Below are 23,670 nucleotides of genomic sequence, written 5' to 3'. Positions count from 1 at the left end.
TGTGTGTGTGTGTGTGTGTGTGTGTGTGTGTGTGTGTGTGTGTGTGTGTGTGTGTGTTTACGAAATTATTTGAGATAGCCAAATAATTTTGCAACTTTTTTATATTTTCTTGTATGTGGTTGATAACGTATTGCATAAATTGGGGGCAAACATATTACCTTTTGGGGAAGTATGCAAATTTTAGTGGCTAAAAAATAAAATTTACTTATTTAAACTCTCCAGAAACGCCTAGCCCAAAGAGAGCAAAATCGTACTTTGCGGGGTCTTTAGCGTCCCATTTTCTAATGGTGTGGTCTAGTTCTTCCACGGTTTTCCAATCGTTTTGGGTTCTTGTAATCAGTTGGAGCTGCCTTGCGATGTTGCCCGTGTGCACATCTAGTGGGATAGATAGTAGGGCAGGATCTAGCTGTTCCCAAATACCAAAATCTACGCCTTTGTTGTCCTTTCTTACCATCCATCTTAGGAACATCATCAGCCGTTTAGCCGCAGATTTCTTGTAGGTAGAACTGATGTGTTTGTGGCTACGGTGCTGGGTGGTGATATCTAGGAAAGCATTTCTAAAGCGTTCTAGTGCGTGGTAGAAATTGGTTTCGCCGTCTTGGGGGAGTAGTAGCTCTTCCATAGACGAGTGGTTTTGGTAGAGATGCCTAAATCTTTGGATAAAATAGATTAAATCTTCCGAGTTAAAAGTGCGGTGTATGGCTCTAGTGCCTATCTTTTCTAAATCTTTATCGGTATGGTTCAGTACAAAATCCAATGGCGACTGCCCCATGAGCTCCATAATATGGTTAGCACTTTTGATAATAGATTTTCGGTTGCCCCAAGCAATGGTAGCCGCTATAAACCCCGAGATTTCAATATCCTGCTTTAGAGAAAACCTATGCGGTATTTGTATAGGGTCTTGCTCTATAAAATTGGGGTGGTTGTATAGGTCTGCCTTTTCGTTTAGGAAGTCTTTTAACTCGTTGGAATCCATTAGATTTTTATGGTTTCTAGCATTTTGGGTAGAAAGGTATTAGGGAATACCGTTCTTGCTTCATCGGTAAAAACATTTAAGTCGGCATAGCGGTTAGAGAAGTGTCCTAAAATAAGTTTTTTAACCCCTGCTTTTTGGGCAATAGTAGCCGCTTCTAGGGCGGTGGTATGCCCTGTATAGTCTGCCATTTCCTTTAAATCGTGTAAGAAAGTTGCCTCGTGGTAGAGTACATCTACACCTTTGATAATTGGGACGATGCTTTCCAAATAGCGGGTATCACTACAGAAGGCATAAGACACAGAAGGCTGCGGTGGGGTAGTAAGCACCTTATTTTTGAGTACAAAACCATCGGATAGGGTAAAGTCTTTTCCTTTTTTAAGGTTGTGGTAGTCGCAAGTTTCTATTTCAGGATATTTGCTGATTTCCTCCATATTCAGGTGGCGTTCCTTTGGTTTTTCTCTAAAGAGGTAGCCGTTGCAGTAAATTCTATGGTTGAGCGGAATGGTAAAGACTTCCACTTTATGGTCTTCGTAGATTTTTACCGACTGATTGCCTTCTAGCTCGTGGTAAATCACTTCAAAGCCTCTTTGGGTTTCTGTAATTCTAAAAATAGTTTCTAGCATCTCTTGTATTCCCTTCGGACCATAGATGTGCAAAGGGGTTTCTCTCCCCAACAAACGAAACGATGCAATAAGCCCTGGTAAGCCAAAACAATGGTCGCCGTGTAGGTGAGAGATAAATATATGATTGATTTTAGAAAACTTGGCTTTAGCTCTTCTTAGTTGTACTTGTGTCCCTTCGCCACAATCGATTAAGAAGTAGCGTTCTTGCACCTCTAAAAGTTGAGAGGTGGTGGACGAGTTTACGGTAGGAATTGCAGAATTGAAGCCTAATATGGTTAAATGTACACTCACTGCTAGATGAAATTTATTGGGTAATGGTGGTTAAAAACTGGTCTAAGGCGTTTTTTCTGTGGCTAATGGCGTTCTTTTCCTCTGGAGCCATTTCGGCAAAGGTGGTTTCATAGCCGTTAGGTACAAAGATAGGGTCGTAGCCAAAGCCTTGGTGTCCTCGGTCTTCCTCTAGAAGATGTCCATGTACCTTGCCTTCAAAATAGGAGGCTCCGTTTTCATCTACCAAACATAATACAGTAATGAAGTGTGCCGCTCTATTGGTTTTGCCTTGCATTTCTTCTAAAACTTTAGCAATATTGGCTTTAAAATCGTGGTTGCCAGCATATCTCGCCGAGTAAATACCCGGTCTTCCGTCTAAGGCATCTACTACAAGTCCACTATCATCACCCAAACTCGGAATGCCTGTTTTTTGGAAACAATAAGAGGCTTTAATGAATGCGTTTTCCTCAAAAGTGTTGCCGTCTTCTACGATTTCATCATTGAGTTGATAATCGGAAAGGCTTTTTACTATGAAGCCATTACCTAAGATTTGTTGGATTTCTTCTTTTTTATGTTGATTGTGTGTCGCTATTAAGATTTCTTTTTTCATTAGAGTATTGGTTTTTATTTGGTAAAATAGGTTTTTCTATGCATAAATAGATAATAGGCAATTCCGAAGATAACCATACCTATAATAAATGATACTATTTTGTTGATACCTAAAAGTTCATAAGAGTGTTCTGTATCGGCATAGACTAGTATCAGATAAGAGATGAAATTGTTAAAAGCGTGTAGTAAAATAGGGATTACAATAGATTTGGTTTTGAAATAAACTAATCCCAATACTAGCCCCAACAAAAACGCTCCTACAAATTGCCAAGGATTGGCGTGTACAATACCAAACACTAAAGCAGAGATAACAATGGCTTTCTTAGGAGCAACGCCTTTGTTTGTAAGTCCACCTTGTATAATGCCTCTAAATAAAACCTCTTCTAATAGAGGAGCAAGGCATACTACCATAATGGCAAGTCCTACCTTATCGCTAAGCATTCCTTTAAAAACTCCCATAAAAGTATCGTAAAGCTCTCCTAATATGCCGCCTTCCGTTGGGATAAAAGAAGTGAGGACTTCTGCCATCAGTACCATACCTATCATCATCATTAGAGATAAAAGAATATTTTGAGCCGTTACATTACCTACACCTAAACGGAGTGGTTTTTTGGTCTGTGGTCTTACAATAAAAATATCAAACGCTGCAATAGGTAGCCCCAATGAAAGTACAAATGAGACTAAACTCAGCCCCATAGAAGTGGCAACTTCTTCTTTTAAAATAAAGACATTAGCGATAGTGTACACAGCGAGTATAAGCGAAGCAACGATGTAACTCCCTATAAGTACAGCAATGCCGTCAAGCCCTAATTTGAATTTTTGATTCATCTATTAAATATAAATAGGTTTGGATTTCGCAAAGATAATGGATTTAGAATCAAAACACCTAAATATTCCGTTTTGGCTTAGGCTATTTTTATATATTTGTTGGGTGATAAAGAGAGAGAATCTAGAGTAAAAGGTAATGACTAAATATAAAATAGCTTATGTGGAGCTAGACACTCATGCAGAAATAGCTCTTAATTTTAAAGCATTGATGGAGGCATCTAGCAGGGTAGAGGTAGATTATTTTTTTTCTAATAAAATAAAGAAGTTGTTGGGTGAAAATACGCCTAACACTGTAGAAGCAAGTCCTAATACCATACTTAAGTTATTATCAGCCAAAGAGTATGATTTGGTGGTGGTGGGGACGGTGCACCGTTATTTTAATACCTTTGATAAAATAGTTAAAAACTATAAGACCGCCATCATTTGCCATAATCTTAATTTTATTAAAGCGAGTAATATAGACTTGTTAAAAGTCTTATTGAAAGAAGATACTGTTTATAGGCTAAAACTCCTTTTAAAGGAAGGTCTGATGCTGAAAAATAACGTTTACCAAAATTCGGAAAGCTGTTGGGTATTGTCGGAAGATTTGGCTTCTTCTAGATATCAGCATATTCCGCTTTTTTATACAGAATATCAGCAGGAGCTTTCTAATAATAAGGGTTTAACATTGGTTATTCCGGGTATTGTATCACAAAAACGAAGAGATTACAAAGCGGTAGTGGAAAGTCTAAGTAATCACTATTTTAACGAACCTACTGAAGTAGTTTTCTTAGGAAAAGCAATGGGAGAGGAGTTAGGTTGGCTTAAGAGTTTAGAACAAAAAAATCTAAATAATCTGAAAGTAACCTACTTTACAGAGAAAGTACCGCAAGAATTGTTTGATGAGTATTTACTGAAGGCTAGTCTGATTTGGGCACCCATACAGCAGAAAACACACTTTTTTAACATTGCAGAATATTACGGTAAAACGAAGGTAAGTGGTAATAATGGTGATGCGATGAAGTACGGTAAAAAGATTGTTTTTTCTAAAAATATGGAAGAAGTATTAAACTCTCAAAACATTAGAGAAGTGGAGCGTATTTCAAAACAAAAAGCATTAGAAATTACTGAAAACTTAATAGAAAGTGCTATAAACCCAAAAAAACACGAGTGATACAAAGATGAACCACTAAAAATTTCTTAAATTTGCATTTTGGAAAGACAATGGAAAAAGTAAAAATTCACGACAAAACTTTTGTTCCTTATTTAAAGAACGAAGAAATACAAACTTACATAAAGGCATTAGCTCTAAAAGTTTACGAAGATTATAAAGACGAAACTCCTGTATTTATAGGAGTGCTTAATGGGGTAATTATGTTTTTCTCAGACTTTTTAAAACACTACCCAGGGAAGTGTGAGGTAGCCTTTGTTCAGGTAAGTTCTTATCACGGAGGTTTGCAATCTACGGGGATTGTTTACACTAAAATGGAACTTACTAAAGAGGTAGAAGGGCGTCATATTATCCTTATGGAAGATATTGTAGATACAGGAAATACCATAGAAAGTCTTTTTGAATATTTTAAAAATACACACCGCCCTAAGTCGCTTAGAGTGGCTTCTCTTTTATTAAAACCAGAAGTATTTAAGAAAGACTTTACTATAGACTATGTGGCAAGAGAAATTCCTAACAAGTTTGTGTTAGGCTACGGTTTAGACTATGATGAGTTAGGAAGAAATTTACCAGATTTATACCAATTAGAAGAAGGTAGAATTAACCATTAACAAAGAAAACTAACATTGATAAATCGTGTTTTAGCGATTTTAGATATACTAAAAATTAGAAGTAAAGATGATTAACATTGTATTATTTGGTCCTCCGGGAAGTGGTAAGGGTACTCAAGCTCAAAATCTGATTGAAAAGTTCAATTTGAAACAAATATCCACAGGAGATTTGTTCCGTTATAATATGAAAAACGATACTGAGCTAGGGAAATTGGCAAAATCTTATATAGATAAGGGAGAGCTAGTTCCAGACCAAGTTACCATAGATATGCTGATAGACGAGGTGAGAAAACCTACGGATACCAAAGGATTTATATTTGATGGTTTCCCCAGAACAGCAGCACAGACAGAAGCCTTAGAAAAGATTGTAAAAGACGAACTTAATGAGGAGATAAGCATCTGTTTGTCGCTAGTGGTAGAGGACGAAATTTTGGTTCAAAGACTTCTTAAGAGAGGTGAAACTAGTGGTAGAACAGATGATGCAGATGAGTCTATCATTAGAAACAGAATTAAAGAATACTATGCAAAAACTGCTGAAGTGGCAGAACTTTACAAGCAACAAGGAAAATATGTAGAGATAAATGGAGTAGGCGAAATTTCCGAAATTGCAGAAAAACTTTTCTCAGAAGTAGAGAAAATTTTAAAATAATAACAATAGAATGATAATCAAAAAACTATCAGAGTTTTAAGCTTTGATGGTTTTTTGGTTGTTTTATATCGTGTAATAAGCATTTAATTAAATAAGATATGTCAAATTTTGTAGATTATGTAAAAATCCATTGTAAGTCTGGGCACGGAGGTGCAGGGTCAGCTCACCTCAGAAGGGAAAAATACATTCCTAAAGGCGGTCCTGATGGTGGAGATGGTGGGCGTGGTGGTCATATCATTATGAAAGGAAATGCACACGAATGGACTTTATTACCATTGCGTTACACAAGGCATGTTAAGGCAGAAAACGGTCAGCCAGGTGGTAAAAATCAGTTGACGGGTCGTTATGGAGAAGATGTTTATATAGAGGTGCCCATTGGCACTATCGCTAAAAATGAAGAGGGAGAAATCATAGGCGAAATTTTAGAAGATGGGCAAGAGATTATCTTAATGCAAGGCGGTAAGGGTGGTTTAGGAAATGAGCATTTTAAGTCGGCTACTAACCAAACACCTCGTTATGCACAACCGGGGCTTCCTGGGGAAGAAGGGTATATCGTGTTTGAGCTAAAAGTATTAGCAGATGTAGGTTTGGTAGGCTTTCCTAATGCGGGTAAATCCACACTATTGTCTGCAGTATCTGCCGCTAAACCTAAAATTGCCGATTATGCTTTTACAACGCTTACACCTAACTTGGGTATTGTAGATTATCGTAATTACAAGTCTTTTGTGATGGCAGATATACCGGGTATTATAGAAGGAGCTGCCGAAGGTAAAGGGCTAGGGCATCGTTTTTTAAGGCATATAGAGAGAAACTCAATTCTTCTTTTCTTAATTCCTGCAGATGCAGAAGATTATTTCCAAGAGTTTAAAATACTTGAAAACGAGCTTAAAGAATACAATCCTGAGTTGCTAGATAAAGATTTTATCATCTCTATTTCAAAGTCAGATTTATTAGACGAAGAACTCAAAAAAGAAGTTGCAGCCAAATTCCCTGAAAACAGACAACCTTTATTTATTTCTGGAGTTACAGGAGAGGGGCTTACGGAACTTAAAGATGCAATATGGAAAAAATTACACGGATAGATTTTCTACCCGTGTTTTTTTATTTAAGCTAGTCCAAAAATTTGCTTAGCATTGTTAGTAGTTATCTTATCTATTTCGTTGATAGGCATTTGGTAAATATCTACTAATTTACCAATGATTTGTTCTAGATAGGCAGATTCATTTCTTTTTCCTCTGTACGGTACAGGTGCTAGGTAAGGCGAGTCGGTTTCTAAAACGATGTGTTCTAGAGGTATTTCATCTAAAAATTGGTCTATTTTACCATTTTTGAAAGTAACCACACCGCCTATTCCTAAACTGAAATTGAGGTCTATGGCTTGTTTGGCGTGTTCTAGTGTTCCAGTAAAACAATGAAAAATACCTCTTAATTTAGGGTGTCTTTTTTCTTCTAAAACCTCAAAAGTTTCATCAAAACTTTCTCTAGAATGTATCACGATAGGCAAGTCTTTTTCTATTGCCCAATCTATCTGTAGTCTAAAGGCTTCTTTTTGCAGTTCTAGATGGCTTTTATCCCAATAGAGGTCTATCCCAATCTCTCCGATGGCACAAAAATCCCTTTGCTCCAAATAATCTTTTACCAATTTTATTTCTTGGTCATAAGTTTCAGGATTTATATAAGTTGGGTGTAAGCCCATCATTACTGATATTTGGTTAGGATATTCTGCTTCTAGATGGAGCATTTTTTCGTGATATTCAGAATTGATAGCTGGTAGAAAAAAATGAGTAACTCCTTTATCTAATGCTCTTTGTATCATTAAATGTCTATCTTCATCAAATTCCTCTGAATATAAATGAGTATGCGTGTCTATCATAAATAATTGAAAGTTAGAAGTTTGAAAATATTTTAAAATTAACTTTAGCTTGTTGCTCCTTTATTTTCTGTTTGATGTTTTCTGTAAACTTTAGATAATCAAGGTGTTCGGTATGGATTGGACGATGCTTTAAAGCCGAAATAATTTTCTGATTGTCAATGATAAATTTTTGTGTGTCTTCTGTGCAGTAGGCTTTTATAAATTTATCAAAGATGTAATCTATGGCTTGTTCGTTAGGGTGGATTAGGTCTGATTTATAAAATCTGTAATCTCTTAAATCGTCCATTAAAATCTCATAAATAGGCAGATAATGAGCATTTGGGCACATTGCTACCACTTGATGCAGTGCATTGATGAGCCTTGATTTGCTAAGCTGATTTTCAACCATACCATCTTTAGTATGCCTTACGGGAGAGACTGTAAACAAAATATTTACAGTATTAAGACTGTGTTGATTGATGAGTTCTATCGCTTTTTTAATGTAAGTTTGTACTTCTTCATCAGAGAGCATTCTTTTACTAAAAAGAGTGTTTGGTATCTTATGGCAATTAGCCACCTTTTGCCCTTTAGGAAGGTACTCATAAATAAACGAAGTCCCTAAAGTGATAATAACCCAAGAAGCATTTTTTAAAAATAAATGAGCATTGGCTAGCTCTGTGTTTATTTTATCTAAAGTAGCGGTTTCAGAAACACCGTCAAACGAGGTATGATGGTCTAACGAAAGGTAATAACCACGATGATTAACCAAATCTTTCTCGTGATAACATTCAGAATGAACGATTTTTTCTAAAGCATTGGCAATAGAAAACGGATTAAATAGCGTCCCAAAAGGATTATTCAAACATCTTATTTGTCCCTCTGACAGTCGGTTACTCATTTCCGAAGCAAAGCAAGAGCCGATAGAAAAAACTTGATCTGTAATTTCTATTTTTTTTGAGGAAGGCGTAAGATTAACTTCAGTTCTGAAATTCAATTTAGTAAGATTTTAATTCGTAATTCTTTTTCTTTGTAAAGACCTAAATTTATGATTATCTACATTTTTGAGATAGTTAGTCAGTTGAGGATTACTCATACTATCTTTGGTAAGGTAAATTCTGCCACCCAAATCCAATACAATTTGGTCTAAATCTTCAACGAGTTTTTTGAGCTTTTTATTCACTTTAAAATCGAGTGCGAGCGTATAACCTTCAAAAGGGAAGGAGTTGTATGCCTCTGGATTATTCTTTCCAAATAACTTTAGTACCGCTAAAAAAGAGCCATTACCACTATGAGCAATGGTTTTTAAAATTCGTTCCATACCTTCTTTGCCTTTGTCTTTCGGGATTACCATTTGGTATTGTATAAAACCATTTTTACCATAGATTTTATTCCAATTATTGATGACATCTAAAGGGTAGAAAAAGGTTTCATAATCAATGATATTTTTGACGATTTTTTTAGACTGTTTTTTGTAATAAAGCCAATTGAAGATCTTTACAGTCCATTGGTTTAGAATAAAATTTGGAAAATAAAAAGGAACACTTGGTTTTAATTTAGGCTTTAGAACTAAAGGATTTTTAGCTAGCTTAGAAGCAAGTTCGTCTTTTAGAGCGTGTTCTCCTCTCATAAGTATAGATTTACCAATGTCATCTCCTTTCTGTAAACAATCTATCCACGCTACGGTGTAAGTCCAATCTTCACTTTCTTCAAATAGTTGAAAGATTTCGTCTAGGTTTTTTGCTTTGATGCTTTCTTGTCGGATATAAGCCGTATCTATATTTTTAAGCTGAAATTTTGCAGATAAAATAATACCTGTAAGTCCCATTCCGCCAATGGTTGCCCAAAATAGGTCTGTGTTTTGAGTTCTAGAGCATGTTATTACTTGAGCGTTGGCATTCAGTAGTTTAAATTCTAAAACATATTCTGAAAAACAACCTTCTGAATGATGGTTTTTGCCGTGTACATCAGAAGCTATGGCTCCTCCAATGCTAATGTATTTAGTACCTGGAGTTACATACAAAAAGTAACCTTGTGGTACAATAACTTCCAAAACCTCAGAAAGAAGAACACCTGCTTCGCACTCAATAATTCCGTTCAGTCTATCAAAACTAACAAATTTGTTCAGTCTTTTGGTTGAGAAGATATGTTCTCCTAAAGAAGCATCTCCGTAACATCTGCCATTTCCTCTGGCAATAACTTCGGGACGACTTTTAACAAAATCTTTAATTTTTTCAAGATTGTCTTCTGTAACTATTTCCTTTTCTACAATGGGAAAATTTCCCCAGTTAGAAACTTTTTGTATACGATTTTTCATTATTGTTTAGCGTAAATTTGGTAAAGAAAAACAATAATCCATAATACCAATGTAATTTGTATATATCTATCTCTGTAGACTATTTTCGTTGGAGATTCAGTTCTATTGTAGACTAGAGTTTGCTGTAAATATCTTAAGAACGCAAATAAAACAAAAATTACCGTATAGAAAACTCTAGGATGAAACCTAGCCTGTACTTCTGGAGATAAGGTAAACATAAGATAGCAAACAATAGCTAAAGCACAACTAATAGAAAGAGCAATATCTGCAAACTGGATATTATAACCATCTAATGCTTTCCTAGTTTTGCCTGTTAGTTGAGCATTTACCAATTCACCTCTTCTTTTCCCAATGGCTAGAACTAAAGCGAGAACAAAAGTGAGTAAAATGGCCCATTGAGTGATAATAAGTCCTGTAATATAACCTCCTGCTAGTACTCTAAGTACAAAACCAATTGCAATAATGGTAATGTCTAGAATGGCAATATGTTTAAGTTTGAAGGTATAAGCCAAATTCATTACGAAATAAAATAAAATAATACTTCCAAATTTCCATATATTACCAATATTAAATACCGAAAGTCCTATCCATAAACTTCCCAAGATTGATAAAATAAGTCCACTGAAAAGTATTTGAGCTGTAGTTTTTGAAATAGCTCCACTGGCTAGAGGTCTGTTTTTTTTTTCAGGATGTTGTCTGTCAGAATCTATATCCATATAATCGTTGATGATATAGATACTACTTGCAGTAAGTGAAAAAATAAGAAATGCAAAAAAACTAAGATAAAATAAATCCGTTTCAAGTATTTTACCTGAAAATAAAAGAGGAACAAATATAAAAAAGTTTTTTACCCACTGCTCTACTCTAAGTAGATTAAAATATTTCTTCATAAGTTTTGCAAAGCACAAAGATAACCATAAAATAAAAAAACCGCAATTAAATGCGGTTTTGATTTTACATAGAACTTGGATTAGTTCCCTTTTTGAGCCTCTTTTATCATATTTTCATTAGCAGTGATAGCGAACTCTACTCGTCTATTTTTTGCTCTTCCTTCGTCTGTATCGTTACTAGCAATAGGTTCTGCTTCTCCTACACCTTTAGCAATCATTCTGTTAGAAGCTATACCAAGAGAAGAAAGATAGCTTACTACAGCATTAGCTCTTCTTTCAGAAAGCCTTAGGTTATAATCATCAGCACCTCTGCTATCTGTGTGTCCATAAACATTGATGTTGGTATCAGGATTATTCTTAAGAACTTGGGCTAATTTATCCAAATTGGTTTTTGCTACAGAAGTAAGGTTAGCAGAGTCGAACCCGAAATTAACCGTATTTTCATTAAGGGTAATTTTAATACCTTCGTTTACCCTTTCTACTTCCGCACCAGGTAAGGCTTCTTTAATTTCTTTGGCTTGTTTGTCCATCTTGCTACCGATAACATTACCAGCAACACCTCCAATGATACCGCCTAAAACAGCACCAGCAGGAGCGTTTCTGCCATTACCTATATTATTACCTAGTATACCACCTATAACTGCTCCTGCAGCAGCACCTATAGCCGTTCCTTTTTGTTGATTATTAGCGTTTTGAACAGATTCACAACTTGTAAGTAGCAAACTTCCCGATAAAAATAATGCTGCTACATTGGTTTTATTAAATATTTTCATTTTATAGTTTATTTAGATTGATTTACTTTTTGAAATTCATAATACACTTTTATATAGTTACCCTCGAATGGAACATTCTGAACTAATGTAAATGAGTTATCTGTTTGGTTTTGGAATTCTAATACATACCCAGAAACGTTTTGTTTAGCTTTTTCTCCAGAGTGTATTTTTTTAAACTGAAACTGATTTCCGTTTACCACTTCAAATTTGATAGGTTGAGATATCGCAGGACAACCATTATTTCCATTAAGAGTGTAGTTACCAGTCCAATTATTAGGTACTAAAGACCAAGTACTTCCCAAAAAACATTTAGCATCTACACCTTCATCAAAGGGTTTAATTTTATAGTTTTTATCGTAATTAACACTCGAAACTTCCCAAATTCCTTTAAGTTTCATAAAGTTGGAACGCTGATTTTGAGCCTCTTGACCTTTCTGTACTGTGGAGCATGCAGACAAAGATAAAGCTCCTATAAGCCCAGTAAAAAGTAGTTTTTTCATTATTATATTATTTTATACTCTGTTGAGTAGTAAAAATTGTGCCAATTAGCTTTTGAATATTAAAAAAATGGTTTTGTAGGTTGGACTTTTGGGAAATTAAAGTAATTTTTAAAATGATTATCTTTGAAAAACATTAAAATATGAAGATGACTAAATTTTTAATTTTTGTATTAACATTTTTCTACTCTTTAGGAATAGCTCAAAGTATTAAAGATAAGTTAGATAAAGCGACTAAAGCATTTTTAAATTCTCCTAAAATGTACGCGGCTAATATATCTTTTTATGTAGCTGATGAAAATGGAAATTTCATCTATGAATATCAAGGAAATAAAGGGCTTTCTACGGCTAGTACACAGAAGATATTTACTGCTGCTACGGCTTTGGAGCTTTTAGGGAAAAATTATAAATATAAGACTAAAGCCGTTTATGATGGGATTTTAGAAAGGAATATTTTAAAGGGAAATATTTACATTACTTCCAATGGAGACCCTACTCTTGGAAGCTGGAGATATGACGGTTATAAACCCGAAGATTTTCTAGAAAAATTTTATGCAGCTTTAAAAAATCAAGGTATCAAGAAGGTAGAAGGTAATTTAATTATAGATGATACTTATTTTGATTTTCAAACCACGCCAGGAGGTTGGGCTTGGAACGATATAGGTAATTATTATGGTGCAGGCGTTTGGGGTGTTAATTGGAGAGAAAACCAGTTTGATATAGATATTGAGGGAGGAGCTTCTATTGGTAAACCTACAAAAATTAAGTCTTTTTCTTATCCTTTGGTACAGGTAAAATGGTTTAATGAGTTAACTTCAGCGGCTTCAAATTCAGGAGATAAAAGTTTAATTTATACCGCTCCATACAGTACGGTGGCGAGTATTAACGGAACACTTCCTGCTCAAAAAACGACTAAAATTTCGGGAGCAACGCCTAATCCACCGGTTCAGTTGGGGGCAGAAATGGTTAATTGCATTAAATCTAAAGGGATAGAGTTTTTGGGAGAAGTCATAACGGGCAGACAATTACTTTTAGATGGAAAATCTGTTCCGTCTGTTACAGGGAAGTCTTTTTTTGAATACGAATCTCCTGAGTTGAGTAAAATAGTCTATTGGTTTTTGAGAAAAAGTGTTAATCTTTACGGAGAAACTTTTATTAAAACTCTAGGAAAAGAGCAAAATAATGACTCTAGTTTTTCCAGTGGTGTTTCGGTGCTGAAAAACTTTTGGAAGTCTAAAGGTATTCATCCTGCAATGATTAACTTTACAGATGGCAGTGGGTTGTCACCTCAGAACTATGCTTCGGCTAGGGCAGAAGTTCAGGCTTTACTTTGGGCTCAAAAGCAACCTTGGTTTAATGAATTTTATAATGCACTGCCTATTTACAATGATATGAAAATGAAGAGCGGTACAATAAAAGATACCAAAGGATATACAGGTTACCATACGGCTAAAAATGGTAAAAAGTATGTCTTTTCTATTATCGTGAATAATTATGATGGAGATGGAATCAATAATGAACTGTTTTCAATTCTTAATAATCTTAAGTAAGCATTGTATTTGATGAAAAAAAGTAAAAACTTATTCTCTAAAGTTAATTTTTTAGTGGTTTTTCTGCTGTTTAGTTCGGTTGTATTTGCTCTTATCATTTACTCTGTGGTTATCGTGAAAGATTTAAGGCAGAAAGAAACGGCTAATATGACGGTTTTTGCTAAAGCTATGAGGTTTTTACAAGATGAAAATCAGGGAGATGTAAGAATGTTGGAGCTGATTCAGGAAATTATTACCACTAATGATAATATCCCAATTATTGTAACTAATCACCAAGGAGAGCCAATTAAAGAATTTGTTAAAAATATTCCTGATAAAATTAAAGATAATCCAAAGGCTCTTAAGGTTCGCTTAGAGGAGATGAAAGAAGGATACCCTCCTTTTGAGTTGCAAATTTCGGAAGGTAATATACAATATCTTTATTTTGATAATTCAGATTTGATGAATAACCTTAGATATTATCCTGCATTGCTTGGCTTTTTCATTTTATTGTATCTGTTGTTTGCCTATTGGTTTTTTAAAATCGTAAAAAAAACAGACGAAGGTTACCTTTGGGCAGGACTGGCTAAGGAGACAGCCCATCAAATAGGAACGCCACTTTCCTCTATGATAGGTTGGATAGAAATTCTAAGAATGGAGCATGAAAACAGCGTTGGAGTACAGGAGATAGAAAAGGATATACATAGACTTACCACAATATCAGAGCGTTTTTCTAAGGTAGGTTCTGTTCCAGAACTTAACGATTTTAATCTCAATGAAACTTTACAGCAAAACTATGATTATCTTAAAACTCGTATTTCTAAGAAAGTGGAATTCAATATAGTTTTACCATCTAAGGAAGTGCTGATACCTCATAATCGTATTCTGGTGAGCTGGGTTATAGAAAATCTTATTAAAAATGCGGTAGATGCAATGAAAGGTAACGGCAAATTGGAACTAAAACTCTATCAAAAAAATAAAAAAATCATTATAGATATACAGGATACAGGTTGTGGTATGTCTGCAAAACAAGTAAGGAATGTTTTTAATCCAGGATATTCTACTAAAAAGAGAGGTTGGGGATTGGGGTTATCTCTATCTAAAAGAGTGATTAAAGACTACCATAAAGGCGATATAAAAGTTGCCCATACAGAGATTGGTAAAGGAAGTATTTTTAGGATAGAAATGGCTTAGATTTATGACTTTATTCTAAGAACTACTTTTATGAATGTACCTTGTTAGTTTAATTCCCATATCTGTCCATAGAATTTTCGCGTTGGCATTCCTGCTAAGATGATAATCCGCATTAGAAATCTCAGAAAGGATATCCTCTATGTTTGCACCGTGGATAAAGTTAGAAAAAGCCTCCCAATTAAAATTGTTTTTCATTAGTCTTTTATAAACTAAATTTTGGACACCATAATTCTGTAACATTGCCAAACGAAACATCTCGGTACAGTATTCTAAGAAGTTTTTTTGTTTCTCTCTGTTCCATTCGGAAATGCTTTTAGCCCATATAATAAGGTCTTTTAATACTTTAGGATTTTTCTTCGCTTGAAAGGCTAATCTTACCCATCGTATAAAATAGTCTTCATACTCCTCGTCAGAATTTTCTGCGGTAATGAGCTTTAAGGCTGTGTTATAGTTGCCTTGAGCTTGGTGTAGGACTTCTTTAATTTTATCCTCGTTAGAGGTAAGATGCCTGATGCCTTCTTCTAAATCTTGCTCTTCAATCCTAGGAACTTGAATGATTTGACAACGAGAAAGTATCGTTTGGAGCATCACCTCCGAAGAGTTGGCTGTAAGGATAATAATGGTCTTTTCAGGCGGTTCTTCTAAAAATTTAAGGAACTTGTTTGCTGCGTCTTCACGCATTTTATCGGCATTCCAAATGATGAGTATTTTGGTGCCACCCTCAAAACTTTTAAGGCTAAACTTTTCACTTTTATCTAGAATTTCATCTACAGAAATGTAGAGTTGTTTATTTTCAGCATTTAGTTGGTTTACCCAGTTGTGATGTTCGGAGTAAGGGTTTTTAAGCATCATCTCTCGCCAGGTATCAAAGAAGAAACTACTTACAGATTTCCCCTTATCATCTCTAAACACAGGAAAACTGAAATGAATATCCAAATGGTTAAGATGCTCCACTTTGGTAGCGGCGTTTTCGTTTTCTCGTTTTAAGATTTCTTGGGCATAGGCTAAAGCTAGAGCTAAAGTCCCGTAGCCACTTTCTCCTAAAAATAGCTGTGCGTGGCTCACTCTGTTATTATCAATGCTTTCTAGTAGAGTTTGCTTAATTTTATTTTGACCAATAACCGCTTCCCAATTCATGTTCCAAAGATACTAAAATCTCTCTATTTTCCAATTTTTTTAAGTTCTGTAACGCCTTAACAAACTTTAACGCCCTTTAAATTTTCTCATTTCATTTATAATTAGGATATTTGCGTTCTGATTAAGATATTTATATAGATAATGAAGAAAATCATTAACGCATCGTTCATCATTTTTGCAGGATTATTGTCTGCACAGAATATAGGTAATTCGCCCTATGCTGCCTTTGGAATAGGAGATACTAAATATGATAATACTGCGGAAATAAGTGCTATGGCAGGGATTTCTACGGCTTATGTTTGGGACTTTAATAATAGTTTTAACTTTAGCAACCCAGCCGCAAATACCAATTTTGGTTTAACGGCTTTTAAAGTACAGGTAAATAATGACAATCAGTACCTCAAGTCTAACTATAACAACCTAGATGTTACTAAGCATTCTTCTTATTTATCCAACATCTCTATAGCATTTCCACTTTCGGAGAAGGTTAAGTTTGGTTTAGGTTATCAGCCCTATAGTTCTAAGCGTTATGATATTCTTTCTCAAACCACAGAAAACGGAAGCGTAACACAGGCTAATTCTTTTACAGGAGAAGGTACGCTCAATACCATTCAGTCTGCCATAGGGTATCAGATTACGCCGTCTTTCTCTTTAGGTTTAAGAAGTAATTTCTATTTTGGGAAGATTATAGATAGAGAAGAAGTGGCTATTTCTGGAGCAGAACTCATCAACGGTTTTGAAACTTCTAGAAAGATAAAAAGTTGGAACTTTACTTTAGGTTCTGTATATCAAAAGAAATTACCTAAAGATAAAAAAATGACGATAGGGGCTACCTACACTTTCGGAAATATGGGAACTATAGATGCTTCTTACCTCAATAGTACCTATTACTACTATGGTAAAGAAAAGGTGGACGAAACGGTGATTTCTAAGGAAAGCTATAAGGAAAACGATATTATCCCACAAAGAGCCTCATTAGGGCTTGGTCTAGGGCATGATGCTAAGTGGTTTATTTCAGCTCAAATGGATTATACCAAAGGTGGAGCAGTAAAGTTTTCGGGAGCTCCTGCTACGTTTAAAGATGCTTACCGTATAGCAGTGGGAGGGTGGTATCTACCGAACCATAACGATTTTAGAAACTATTTTTCTAGAGTTATCTATCGTTATGGAGCTTACTATGAAAAAGGCAATCTTAACATCAATAATACCAATATCAATGAGTATGGTATCAGCCTTGGAGGGACATTTCCGTTCCAAAATTCTAATGTAATGAGAATGAACGGAATTGATTTAGGAATTGATTTAGGTAAGAGAGGGTCTTTGAGCAATAATCTTATCTCTGAAAGATTTATCAACTTCAAAATAGGGCTTAATTTTGCCGATAAATGGTTTAACAAACGCCAGTACGACTAATATTGGAGTTGGCTATCAATGAAACAAACAATAGCTAAAATATTAACTAAAAGTATAGCTACCCTATCTATGGGGGCTATATTTTTTGTTTCAACCTCTTGCGAGGAAGACCTTACCAAGTACAATCAGAACAAACCGACCAACTTTGCCTCTAGGATTATCTATAACGCAGATATTGTGCAAAGAGATTCTGGAGCGGTAAAAATTAGGTTTAAAGCCCCTCTTTTAGAAGAGTACGAGTTTATAGACACGCCTTATGTGGAAATTAAGAAAGGGCTTTACCTAGAATTTTACGATAAAAAGAAGCCTAAAGTACCAGGTAAATTATGGGCAAACTATGCCAAAATAATACAAAAAAAGGATTTCTACGAAGCTAAAGGTAATGTAAAAGTCATCAATAACGAGGGCCAAACATTTGTAATGCAGTCTATCTATTGGGATAAAAAGAACAATAAAATGTACACCAAAGACACCGTGTTTATTACCGATAAAGACGGCAATACCTTTGTGGCTTCTGGTGGAATGAATGCCAAAGACGACTTCTCCGAATATGTTTTGTATAACAATTCTGGAAACTTTAGTGCTAAGGCTATCCCTGAAATGGGGAAATAGGATAAAAGGGGTTAAGTTTAAATATAGCTTCTACTTTATGGGGGCTATTTTGCTAGGGTAAAAATAATTTTCTTACAAAAACTTGCACACTTCCGTAAAAGATGATAAGTTTGCTCCAGTTTTATGCAACACGATACCAGTAACATACAAAAAATTGAAAAAAAGTGGCACAAAAATTTGGTAGTTCCAAATAATTGTGTAAACACACACACACACACACACACACACACACACACAGAATAGTTACACGCGTACGCGTATTATACTACTTTTTATCTAGATTTTTATCATCAATCATAAATAATGTTCCTTTAGCTTCCGTTGGGGGCGTTTGGTATTTAGCACACGCTAAGTTTTGTTTTCATAAATATCCGCTAGAAGCCCATCTTTTTCATAAGTTAAATTGCTTGTTTGGGTTTAGGGCTTCTAGCGTACAGGAGGAGCGTTCTGTTCTTTCTATTTTAGCCTTTCCTCTCGTTTTGTGTGTGTATAGAGGGGGAAGGCGTTTTCTTATTGGTTTCAGGTTTAAAGTTCAAAGTTTAAAGTTCAAATATTCAAGGTTGAATAAGCGTACATATCCCTTAAACCTTAAACATAGAACCTTGAACAGCTTCAGCTCCTTGAACTTTAAACTTTTTTACAACTTCACAATTTCACAACTTAACATCTATAAACTTTAACATTATGAAAAAAACTTTGTTATATGCGATGTTTCTGCCGATGGCATTACAGGCACAAGAAGATTACAGAAGCAGAGTGGGCATCAATACCACTACGCCCCAAGCCACTCTAGATATTTCTAAGGTGGCAGTAAGTCCTACGATGCCAGCAGATAAGCCACAAGGGGTGTTATTCCCTGAATTGACTACGGCGGAACGCCTTGCCTTTTCGTCTAACACCAAAAAGGGAACTCTAATTTACAATAAGGACAAAAATTGTATAGAAATGTACAAAGGTCTTATCAATGGAGTACATGAGTGGATTTGTACCAACACGAATGCAGGTAGTGAGGTGAGTAACCCCTCTGCCCCAGCAACGGCCACTCTAGGAACGGTACAAGATGTTAAGCTGGTGGTCTTTAAGCACAACGGAAAAGACTACTTGGTACAAGGGAGTAACTTAAAAGAAACAGGCATAGCCAATGAAGAAGAAATCACTGTAAATATCCCTTACAGCGGTGCATTGCCTACTGATGGGGCTTATACCGCTTACGAGCAAACCTTAGCCCTAAAAAATGGGAGTGGCTATATGCAAGACTTTAAGCTGTACTATCCAGCGGGTAATTTTACGGGGACATCGGGTACTATACCCGCTAAGCTGAAAAATGTAAGTGGGGCTACTTACTATCCTGCCTTAGACCCAGAAGATGGTATATACCGCAATGCCATTAGCAATGCCAATTTTTACACCATCAGTCTAAATGGGAGCAGTACTACCACGCTCAAAGTACAAACGATTACAGGCGTTCCTGACCGTTGCTTTGATAAGACCACCTTGGACTGTGTAGGCTATGGAGCGAATGAGAAGGAACACGAGTTTATTTATGTCCCAATAAAAGGTCCCGATGGTAGGGTTTGGTTTAGTAATAATTTAGGTGCAGATTATGCTAGAGTAGGTTCGCCTTGGTTTACCCCAACTTATCAAGCGGGAGCTTTAGATTATACAGACACCTCCTCCGCAGTGCTGCTATCTAATCCAACTGCCGACCAGATTAAAAAAGACTGGCGTGCGTATGGTTCGTTGTTCCAATGGCAGCGTAATCCTGATGGACACGAACTCATCAATTGGTCCAATACTAATACTACAAGTGCATCTAAATATACAAGTACAAATGTTTTATCTAATTCTTGGACAACCCCTGGTCATAACAATTTTATAGTAAATAATAGTGATAGTGGCGCTTGGGTTACTGATACCTTAAATAGTGAAGCTACTAATAAGAACTTATGGAAGTCAGGACAATCTAATAACCCTTGTCCTATGGGGTATCACGTTTCCACTCACGCAGAGCAGGTAGCTTTACATAATGTGATTTTAACATATGATGCAGGTAATGATTATGTTAACTCCAATAAAATGTGGAACGAGCAAGTGCTCCGCCTGCCTGCTAGTGGTTTCCGCGATACCATCCACGGCATGTTCTATACTCATAGCGACTATGGCCTCTTGTGGAGCAGCGATCAGTACAATAGCTACTACTCGATGTACCTATGGTTCCATAGTTACGATAGCAGTGCTGGAGGCGGCAACTACAGGCGTGCATTCGGTATCAGCGTTCGCTGTATTAAGGATTAGTCCAATGGGCTTAGCTTAAGAGGACAGCAAAAAGCAAAAGGATAACACACACCTTATATGTAAAAGTAAATAACTAAAATATATAACTCATAAAAACAAAAGTATTATGCCAGTAAAATTCACAGTGATACAAAAAGGCAATCCTAGTAAGCCCGAAGAGCCTAAGAAGTATTATGCTTCGGCTAAAGCCAGTGGGGAGGTTACTTTCCGAAGTTTAAGTAAAGAGATTGCACAGGGCAGTACCACCGTAAGTGATACCGATGTGCTTGCAGTACTTAACGACCTCACTAAGGTATTGTCTAAACATCTGTCAGATGGTAAAATTGTTCGTTTTGGAGATTTTGGTTCGTTCCAAATTTCTATTTCTTCCGAGGGAGCAGAAACCGAAGACAAGGTAACTGCGGCTAAGATAAAGAGCAATAAAATCCTCTTTCGCCCAGGTATAGAGCTTAGAGAAATGCTGGCGGTAGCCAAATATGAGAAGGCTGCCAAAGGAGAGTAAAATCGTCTAAACGAATGGAGCAAATCGTCTAAAGGTTTTTATAAAATCGTTTAGACGATTTTTTTATGAGGTCTATATCATTTTTTTAGAGCGGGACTGTATTGTTTTTTGGGGAAACTTTTTTACAATAGGTGCTTTTATATCCATTCTTTTTTTGCATTTTTGCACTTAGTTTTAGTAAAATCCAAAGACTTAATAATAGAATGAAAATTAAATATTCGGAACTGATAGACCAAACGCTTTATTTTCCACAAGAAGAGTTTAGCTATGAGAATGAAAGTCTTCATTTTCACGGGATTAACCTAATGGAAGTGGTAGAGAAGTTTGGGACACCTCTAAAGATAAGTTACTTACCAAAGATTTCGCAAAATATCCAAAGGGCAAAAAAATGGTTTTCGGAAGCCATTGCTAAAAACGAGTATCGCAATACGTATCGCTACTGTTACTGTACTAAGTCTAGCCATTTTTCTTTTGTGCTAGAGGAAGCTCTTAAAAACGATATTAGTATGGAGACTTCGTCTGCGTTTGATATGGATATTGTACGAAAACTCTACGATAAAGGCAAAGTAACCAAAGATATAGAAGTGATTTGTAATGGTTTTAAAACCGATGATTATTTAGAGAAAATATCAGATTTAATCAATGAAGGTTTTGAGAACATTACACCTATCCTAGATAATTACAGAGAGCTGGATAAACTTACAGAAAGTATAGACACTACCTTTAATATCGGGATTAGAATTGCTTCCGAAGAAGAACCGAAGTTTGAATTTTATACCTCTAGATTGGGGATAGGTTATAAGGATATTATCCCATATTACAGTCAGAAAATAGCGGAGCACCCTAATGCAAGGCTAAAAATGTTACACTTTTTCATCAATACAGGGATTAAAGACACCGCTTATTATTGGAACGAACTCTTTAAGTGTCTACGAGTGTATGCAAGGCTTAAGAAAATTGCACCAGAGGTAGATTCGCTTAACATAGGTGGTGGGTTTCCTATTAAAACCTCGCTCAACTTTGATTACGACTATGAGTATATGGTGAATGAGATTGTTTCTCAAATTAAAAAATTCTGTGAAGAAGAAGGGGTAGAAGAGCCTAATATCTATACCGAATTTGGGTCTTTTACCGTGGGCGAAAGTGGTGCTAATCTGTACCAAATTATCAGTCAGAAAAGGCAAAACGACCGTGAGAAATGGGATATGATAGACAGTAGTTTTATGACGACTTTGCCAGATACTTGGGCTATTTCTAGACACTTTATTATGTTGCCACTCAACCGTTGGGAGGACAGTTATGAAAGGGTGTTTTTAGGAGGTCTTACTTGTGATTCTGATGACTACTACAACTCCGAACAGCATACTAATGCCATCTATCTCCCTGTATTTAGCGATACCAAGCCTCTTTATATAGGGTTCTTTAATACGGGGGCTTATCAGGAGAGTATTAGTGGCTACGGAGGGGCACACCACTGTTTAATTCCTCAACCAAGACACATTTTAATTACTAAAGATGAAGAAGGCAACTTTGTTTACGAGCTATTTAGAGAAAAACAAAGTCCAGAAGATGTACTTAAGCTGGTAGGCTATTAAGAAATAATAACACAAAATTATATTAAATGAAAACATACGCAGGTATTCCAGAGGAAAATGCAAGTTTAGAAAACTCAAAAGTAATGTTAGTTACCGTTCCTTATGACGGGACATCTACTTGGGGTAAAGGAGCTGATAAAGGTCCAGAACTATTTTTAGATGCTTCCGAAAATATGGAGCTTTATGATATTGAGACAGGTACAGAGCCTTATTTAGAAGGCGTGTATTTAGCAGGTGAGGTAACGGAAGATAGCTCTCCAGAAGCTATGACGGAGGCGGTGTACCAAAAAACAAAAGAACTCCTAAAGCACGAAGATAAATTATTTACTCTTTTTGGTGGGGAGCATTCGGTATCTATAGGCTCTATCCGTGCGGTAGGAGAGAAATATGAGAACCTTACGGTATTACAATTAGATGCTCATACAGACCTTCGCCCAGAGTTTCACGGGTCTACATCTAACCACGCTTGTGCGGTGTTTGAAGCTAGTCAGAAGCATAATCTAGTGCAAGTAGGTATCCGTTCTATGGACGCAGAAGAGATGCAATATGTACCAAAAGGACAGTGTTTTTGGGCTCACGAAATCGCTCAAAATCCTAATTGGATAGATGAGGTATTAGAAAAGGTGTCAGGAAATGTTTACATTACGATAGATTTAGATGCGTTTGACCCTTCTATTGCTCCATCTACAGGGACGCCAGAGCCTGGAGGTTTAGCTTGGTATCCTACTTTAGAGCTTCTAAAAAAGGTGTTTGAAAAATGCAATGTAGTAGCTTTTGATATTGTAGAGCTAATGGATTCTCCAATGGCGAAACCTACGGCATTTTTAGCAGCAAAGCTATATTATAAGATGTTGGCTTATTATCATTTGGCTAATAAGAAATAAATCTATATCTTAATCTAATAATAAAGAGGTTGTCTTTTGAATTTAAGATGACCTCTTTGTTTTATCAAATTTAAGCTCAATAAATAAAAGGTTAAATATGAAAGTAATAGGAGAAATTTTAACGGTTTTAGTAGCAGTAGAGCATCTTTATATTTTGTGGATGGAAATGTTTGCATGGGAAACAGCAGGGAAAAGAGTTTTTGGTAAAAGCCTACCGAAAGAATTATTTAGACCCACTAAGGGGTTGGCAGCCAATCAAGGGTTGTATAACGGGTTTTTAGTCGCAGGTTTGGTGTGGTCTTTTTTGATAGAAAACCCAGAATGGAGTTTTAATGTAAGGGCTTTCTTTCTTGGTTGTGTTATTGTAGCGGGAATTTACGGAGGGCTTACGGCTAGTAAGAAAATTATTCTATTACAAGCTGTACCTGCAATGTTGGCGTTGTTGTTTTGTCTGTTGGCTAGATAAA

The 23,670-nt window shown here is 35.9% G+C and carries 24 protein-coding genes; 13 read left to right on the top strand and 11 right to left on the bottom strand.

Annotated features, from left to right (window positions below; translation table 11 throughout):
- Window positions 1-205: 205 nt before the first annotated feature.
- The 4 genes from D1003_RS09415 to D1003_RS09400 are packed head-to-tail and all read right to left on the bottom strand — an operon-like array spanning window position 206 to window position 3,306.
- Complete coding sequence (locus D1003_RS09415; RefSeq protein ID WP_153936707.1) at window positions 206-976, bottom strand: TIGR02757 family protein; 771 nt, start codon at window positions 974-976, stop codon at window positions 206-208.
- Window positions 976-1,890 carry a ribonuclease Z gene (locus tag D1003_RS09410; protein ID WP_311710053.1) on the bottom strand — a complete coding sequence of 305 codons (915 nt, stop codon included), beginning with the start codon at window positions 1,888-1,890 and terminating at the stop codon, window positions 976-978. The genes D1003_RS09415 and D1003_RS09410 overlap by 1 nt, the downstream gene beginning before the upstream one ends.
- A 13-nt stretch (window positions 1,891-1,903) precedes the next feature.
- Window positions 1,904-2,479, bottom strand: a complete 576-nt coding sequence (gene rdgB, locus D1003_RS09405) for an RdgB/HAM1 family non-canonical purine NTP pyrophosphatase (protein WP_153936705.1) — start codon at window positions 2,477-2,479, stop codon at window positions 1,904-1,906.
- 14 nt (window positions 2,480-2,493) lie between these two features.
- Window positions 2,494-3,306, bottom strand: coding sequence for a CPBP family intramembrane glutamic endopeptidase (locus tag D1003_RS09400; protein ID WP_153936704.1), 813 nt, complete (start codon window positions 3,304-3,306; stop codon window positions 2,494-2,496).
- A 136-nt stretch (window positions 3,307-3,442) separates the two neighbouring features.
- Here D1003_RS09400 and D1003_RS09395 point away from each other — a divergent pair, with 136 nt between their 5' ends.
- From D1003_RS09395 to obgE, 4 genes are all read left to right on the top strand, one after another.
- On the top strand, window positions 3,443-4,459 hold the full coding sequence (locus D1003_RS09395) for a hypothetical protein (RefSeq protein ID WP_153936702.1): 1,017 nt from the start codon (window positions 3,443-3,445) through the stop codon (window positions 4,457-4,459).
- A gap of 50 nt (window positions 4,460-4,509) precedes the next feature.
- Entirely contained in the window at window positions 4,510-5,067 is a 558-nt protein-coding gene (hpt, locus tag D1003_RS09390) for a hypoxanthine phosphoribosyltransferase (protein WP_153936699.1), read from the top strand.
- Between the two features lie 67 nt (window positions 5,068-5,134).
- Entirely contained in the window at window positions 5,135-5,716 is a 582-nt protein-coding gene (locus D1003_RS09385) for an adenylate kinase (protein ID WP_004919201.1), read from the top strand.
- A gap of 98 nt (window positions 5,717-5,814) precedes the next feature.
- Window positions 5,815-6,798 (top strand): GTPase ObgE, encoded by a 984-nt coding sequence (gene obgE / locus D1003_RS09380; protein WP_107046446.1) that lies wholly within the window; start codon window positions 5,815-5,817, stop codon window positions 6,796-6,798.
- 23 nt (window positions 6,799-6,821) lie between these two features.
- Here obgE and D1003_RS09375 read toward each other — a convergent pair whose 3' ends face one another.
- The 6 genes from D1003_RS09375 to D1003_RS09350 form a co-directional block, all read right to left on the bottom strand.
- A complete protein-coding gene (locus D1003_RS09375) occupies window positions 6,822-7,589 on the bottom strand; it encodes a TatD family hydrolase (RefSeq protein ID WP_153936697.1) in 768 nt (255 codons plus the stop codon).
- Between the two features lie 13 nt (window positions 7,590-7,602).
- Complete coding sequence (locus tag D1003_RS09370; protein WP_153936695.1) at window positions 7,603-8,562, bottom strand: GSCFA domain-containing protein; 960 nt, start codon at window positions 8,560-8,562, stop codon at window positions 7,603-7,605.
- Between the two features lie 12 nt (window positions 8,563-8,574).
- Entirely contained in the window at window positions 8,575-9,882 is a 1,308-nt protein-coding gene (locus D1003_RS09365) for an FAD-binding oxidoreductase (RefSeq protein ID WP_153936693.1), read from the bottom strand.
- Window positions 9,882-10,772, bottom strand: coding sequence for a UbiA prenyltransferase family protein (locus D1003_RS09360; protein WP_153936690.1), 891 nt, complete (start codon window positions 10,770-10,772; stop codon window positions 9,882-9,884). Before D1003_RS09360 ends, D1003_RS09365 begins: the two co-directional genes overlap by 1 nt.
- 80 nt (window positions 10,773-10,852) lie before the next feature.
- Entirely contained in the window at window positions 10,853-11,545 is a 693-nt protein-coding gene (locus D1003_RS09355; protein ID WP_014938883.1) for an OmpA family protein, read from the bottom strand.
- An 8-nt stretch (window positions 11,546-11,553) separates the two neighbouring features.
- Window positions 11,554-12,045, bottom strand: a complete 492-nt coding sequence (locus D1003_RS09350) for a lipocalin family protein (RefSeq protein WP_153936688.1) — start codon at window positions 12,043-12,045, stop codon at window positions 11,554-11,556.
- A gap of 146 nt (window positions 12,046-12,191) precedes the next feature.
- On the opposite strand from D1003_RS09350, the gene dacB reads away from it, so the two are divergent.
- Together dacB and D1003_RS09340 are read left to right on the top strand one after the other, a co-directional pair.
- The gene (gene dacB / locus D1003_RS09345) at window positions 12,192-13,592 is read left to right on the top strand and encodes a D-alanyl-D-alanine carboxypeptidase/D-alanyl-D-alanine-endopeptidase (RefSeq protein WP_153936686.1); all 1,401 of its coding nucleotides are present in this window, start codon (window positions 12,192-12,194) and stop codon (window positions 13,590-13,592) included.
- 12 nt (window positions 13,593-13,604) lie between these two features.
- Entirely contained in the window at window positions 13,605-14,765 is a 1,161-nt protein-coding gene (locus D1003_RS09340) for a HAMP domain-containing sensor histidine kinase (protein WP_153936684.1), read from the top strand.
- A gap of 15 nt (window positions 14,766-14,780) precedes the next feature.
- Here the strand turns inward: D1003_RS09340 and D1003_RS09335 are convergent, their stop codons facing one another.
- Window positions 14,781-15,902: a DNA polymerase III subunit delta' gene (locus tag D1003_RS09335; protein ID WP_079208307.1), complete on the bottom strand. Its 1,122-nt coding sequence runs from the start codon at window positions 15,900-15,902 to the stop codon at window positions 14,781-14,783.
- A gap of 141 nt (window positions 15,903-16,043) precedes the next feature.
- Here D1003_RS09335 and D1003_RS09330 point away from each other — a divergent pair, with 141 nt between their 5' ends.
- The 7 genes from D1003_RS09330 to D1003_RS09300 all read left to right on the top strand — a co-directional run bounded on the left by D1003_RS09330 (window position 16,044) and on the right by D1003_RS09300 (window position 23,669).
- Window positions 16,044-17,315 carry a hypothetical protein gene (locus D1003_RS09330; RefSeq protein WP_153936682.1) on the top strand — a complete coding sequence of 424 codons (1,272 nt, stop codon included), beginning with the start codon at window positions 16,044-16,046 and terminating at the stop codon, window positions 17,313-17,315.
- 18 nt (window positions 17,316-17,333) lie between these two features.
- Window positions 17,334-17,927, top strand: a complete 594-nt coding sequence (locus D1003_RS09325) for a hypothetical protein (RefSeq protein WP_014938877.1) — start codon at window positions 17,334-17,336, stop codon at window positions 17,925-17,927.
- Window positions 17,928-18,611: 684 nt separating this feature from the next.
- Window positions 18,612-20,222, top strand: coding sequence for an FISUMP domain-containing protein (locus tag D1003_RS09320; RefSeq protein ID WP_260393389.1), 1,611 nt, complete (start codon window positions 18,612-18,614; stop codon window positions 20,220-20,222).
- Window positions 20,223-20,328: 106 nt separating this feature from the next.
- Window positions 20,329-20,724 carry an HU family DNA-binding protein gene (locus tag D1003_RS09315; protein ID WP_153936680.1) on the top strand — a complete coding sequence of 132 codons (396 nt, stop codon included), beginning with the start codon at window positions 20,329-20,331 and terminating at the stop codon, window positions 20,722-20,724.
- A gap of 203 nt (window positions 20,725-20,927) precedes the next feature.
- Complete coding sequence (locus D1003_RS09310) at window positions 20,928-22,319, top strand: decarboxylase (RefSeq protein ID WP_004919458.1); 1,392 nt, start codon at window positions 20,928-20,930, stop codon at window positions 22,317-22,319.
- Between the two features lie 26 nt (window positions 22,320-22,345).
- Window positions 22,346-23,203: an agmatinase gene (speB, locus tag D1003_RS09305; RefSeq protein ID WP_013447170.1), complete on the top strand. Its 858-nt coding sequence runs from the start codon at window positions 22,346-22,348 to the stop codon at window positions 23,201-23,203.
- A 97-nt stretch (window positions 23,204-23,300) separates the two neighbouring features.
- Window positions 23,301-23,669 (top strand): DUF1304 domain-containing protein, encoded by a 369-nt coding sequence (locus tag D1003_RS09300; RefSeq protein ID WP_153936678.1) that lies wholly within the window; start codon window positions 23,301-23,303, stop codon window positions 23,667-23,669.
- Window position 23,670: the final 1 nt, after the last annotated feature.

Origin of the sequence: Riemerella anatipestifer (genome assembly GCF_009663465.1) — a bacterium.
Taxonomy (GTDB): domain Bacteria; phylum Bacteroidota; class Bacteroidia; order Flavobacteriales; family Weeksellaceae; genus Riemerella; species Riemerella anatipestifer_C.
The sequence above is the reverse complement of the archived record's forward strand: the minus strand, read 5'-3'. Positions and strand labels throughout refer to the sequence as shown.

What these genes read in the sequence shown, in the direction of transcription:
- D1003_RS09415 (WP_153936707.1), bottom strand. Translation starts at nt 976, where the DNA reads ATGGATTCCAACGAGTTAAAAGACTTCCTAAACGAAAAGGCAGACCTA.
- rdgB (WP_153936705.1), bottom strand. Translation starts at nt 2,479, where the DNA reads ATGAAAAAAGAAATCTTAATAGCGACACACAATCAACATAAAAAAGAA.
- D1003_RS09400 (WP_153936704.1), bottom strand. Translation starts at nt 3,306, where the DNA reads ATGAATCAAAAATTCAAATTAGGGCTTGACGGCATTGCTGTACTTATA.
- D1003_RS09395 (WP_153936702.1), top strand. Translation starts at nt 3,443, where the DNA reads ATGACTAAATATAAAATAGCTTATGTGGAGCTAGACACTCATGCAGAA.
- hpt (WP_153936699.1), top strand. Translation starts at nt 4,510, where the DNA reads ATGGAAAAAGTAAAAATTCACGACAAAACTTTTGTTCCTTATTTAAAG.
- D1003_RS09385 (WP_004919201.1), top strand. Translation starts at nt 5,135, where the DNA reads ATGATTAACATTGTATTATTTGGTCCTCCGGGAAGTGGTAAGGGTACT.
- obgE (WP_107046446.1), top strand. Translation starts at nt 5,815, where the DNA reads ATGTCAAATTTTGTAGATTATGTAAAAATCCATTGTAAGTCTGGGCAC.
- D1003_RS09375 (WP_153936697.1), bottom strand. Translation starts at nt 7,589, where the DNA reads ATGATAGACACGCATACTCATTTATATTCAGAGGAATTTGATGAAGAT.
- D1003_RS09365 (WP_153936693.1), bottom strand. Translation starts at nt 9,882, where the DNA reads ATGAAAAATCGTATACAAAAAGTTTCTAACTGGGGAAATTTTCCCATT.
- D1003_RS09360 (WP_153936690.1), bottom strand. Translation starts at nt 10,772, where the DNA reads ATGAAGAAATATTTTAATCTACTTAGAGTAGAGCAGTGGGTAAAAAAC.
- D1003_RS09355 (WP_014938883.1), bottom strand. Translation starts at nt 11,545, where the DNA reads ATGAAAATATTTAATAAAACCAATGTAGCAGCATTATTTTTATCGGGA.
- D1003_RS09350 (WP_153936688.1), bottom strand. Translation starts at nt 12,045, where the DNA reads ATGAAAAAACTACTTTTTACTGGGCTTATAGGAGCTTTATCTTTGTCT.
- dacB (WP_153936686.1), top strand. Translation starts at nt 12,192, where the DNA reads ATGACTAAATTTTTAATTTTTGTATTAACATTTTTCTACTCTTTAGGA.
- D1003_RS09340 (WP_153936684.1), top strand. Translation starts at nt 13,605, where the DNA reads ATGAAAAAAAGTAAAAACTTATTCTCTAAAGTTAATTTTTTAGTGGTT.
- D1003_RS09335 (WP_079208307.1), bottom strand. Translation starts at nt 15,902, where the DNA reads ATGAATTGGGAAGCGGTTATTGGTCAAAATAAAATTAAGCAAACTCTA.
- D1003_RS09330 (WP_153936682.1), top strand. Translation starts at nt 16,044, where the DNA reads ATGAAGAAAATCATTAACGCATCGTTCATCATTTTTGCAGGATTATTG.
- D1003_RS09325 (WP_014938877.1), top strand. Translation starts at nt 17,334, where the DNA reads ATGAAACAAACAATAGCTAAAATATTAACTAAAAGTATAGCTACCCTA.
- D1003_RS09320 (WP_260393389.1), top strand. Translation starts at nt 18,612, where the DNA reads ATGAAAAAAACTTTGTTATATGCGATGTTTCTGCCGATGGCATTACAG.
- D1003_RS09315 (WP_153936680.1), top strand. Translation starts at nt 20,329, where the DNA reads ATGCCAGTAAAATTCACAGTGATACAAAAAGGCAATCCTAGTAAGCCC.
- D1003_RS09310 (WP_004919458.1), top strand. Translation starts at nt 20,928, where the DNA reads ATGAAAATTAAATATTCGGAACTGATAGACCAAACGCTTTATTTTCCA.
- speB (WP_013447170.1), top strand. Translation starts at nt 22,346, where the DNA reads ATGAAAACATACGCAGGTATTCCAGAGGAAAATGCAAGTTTAGAAAAC.
- D1003_RS09300 (WP_153936678.1), top strand. Translation starts at nt 23,301, where the DNA reads ATGAAAGTAATAGGAGAAATTTTAACGGTTTTAGTAGCAGTAGAGCAT.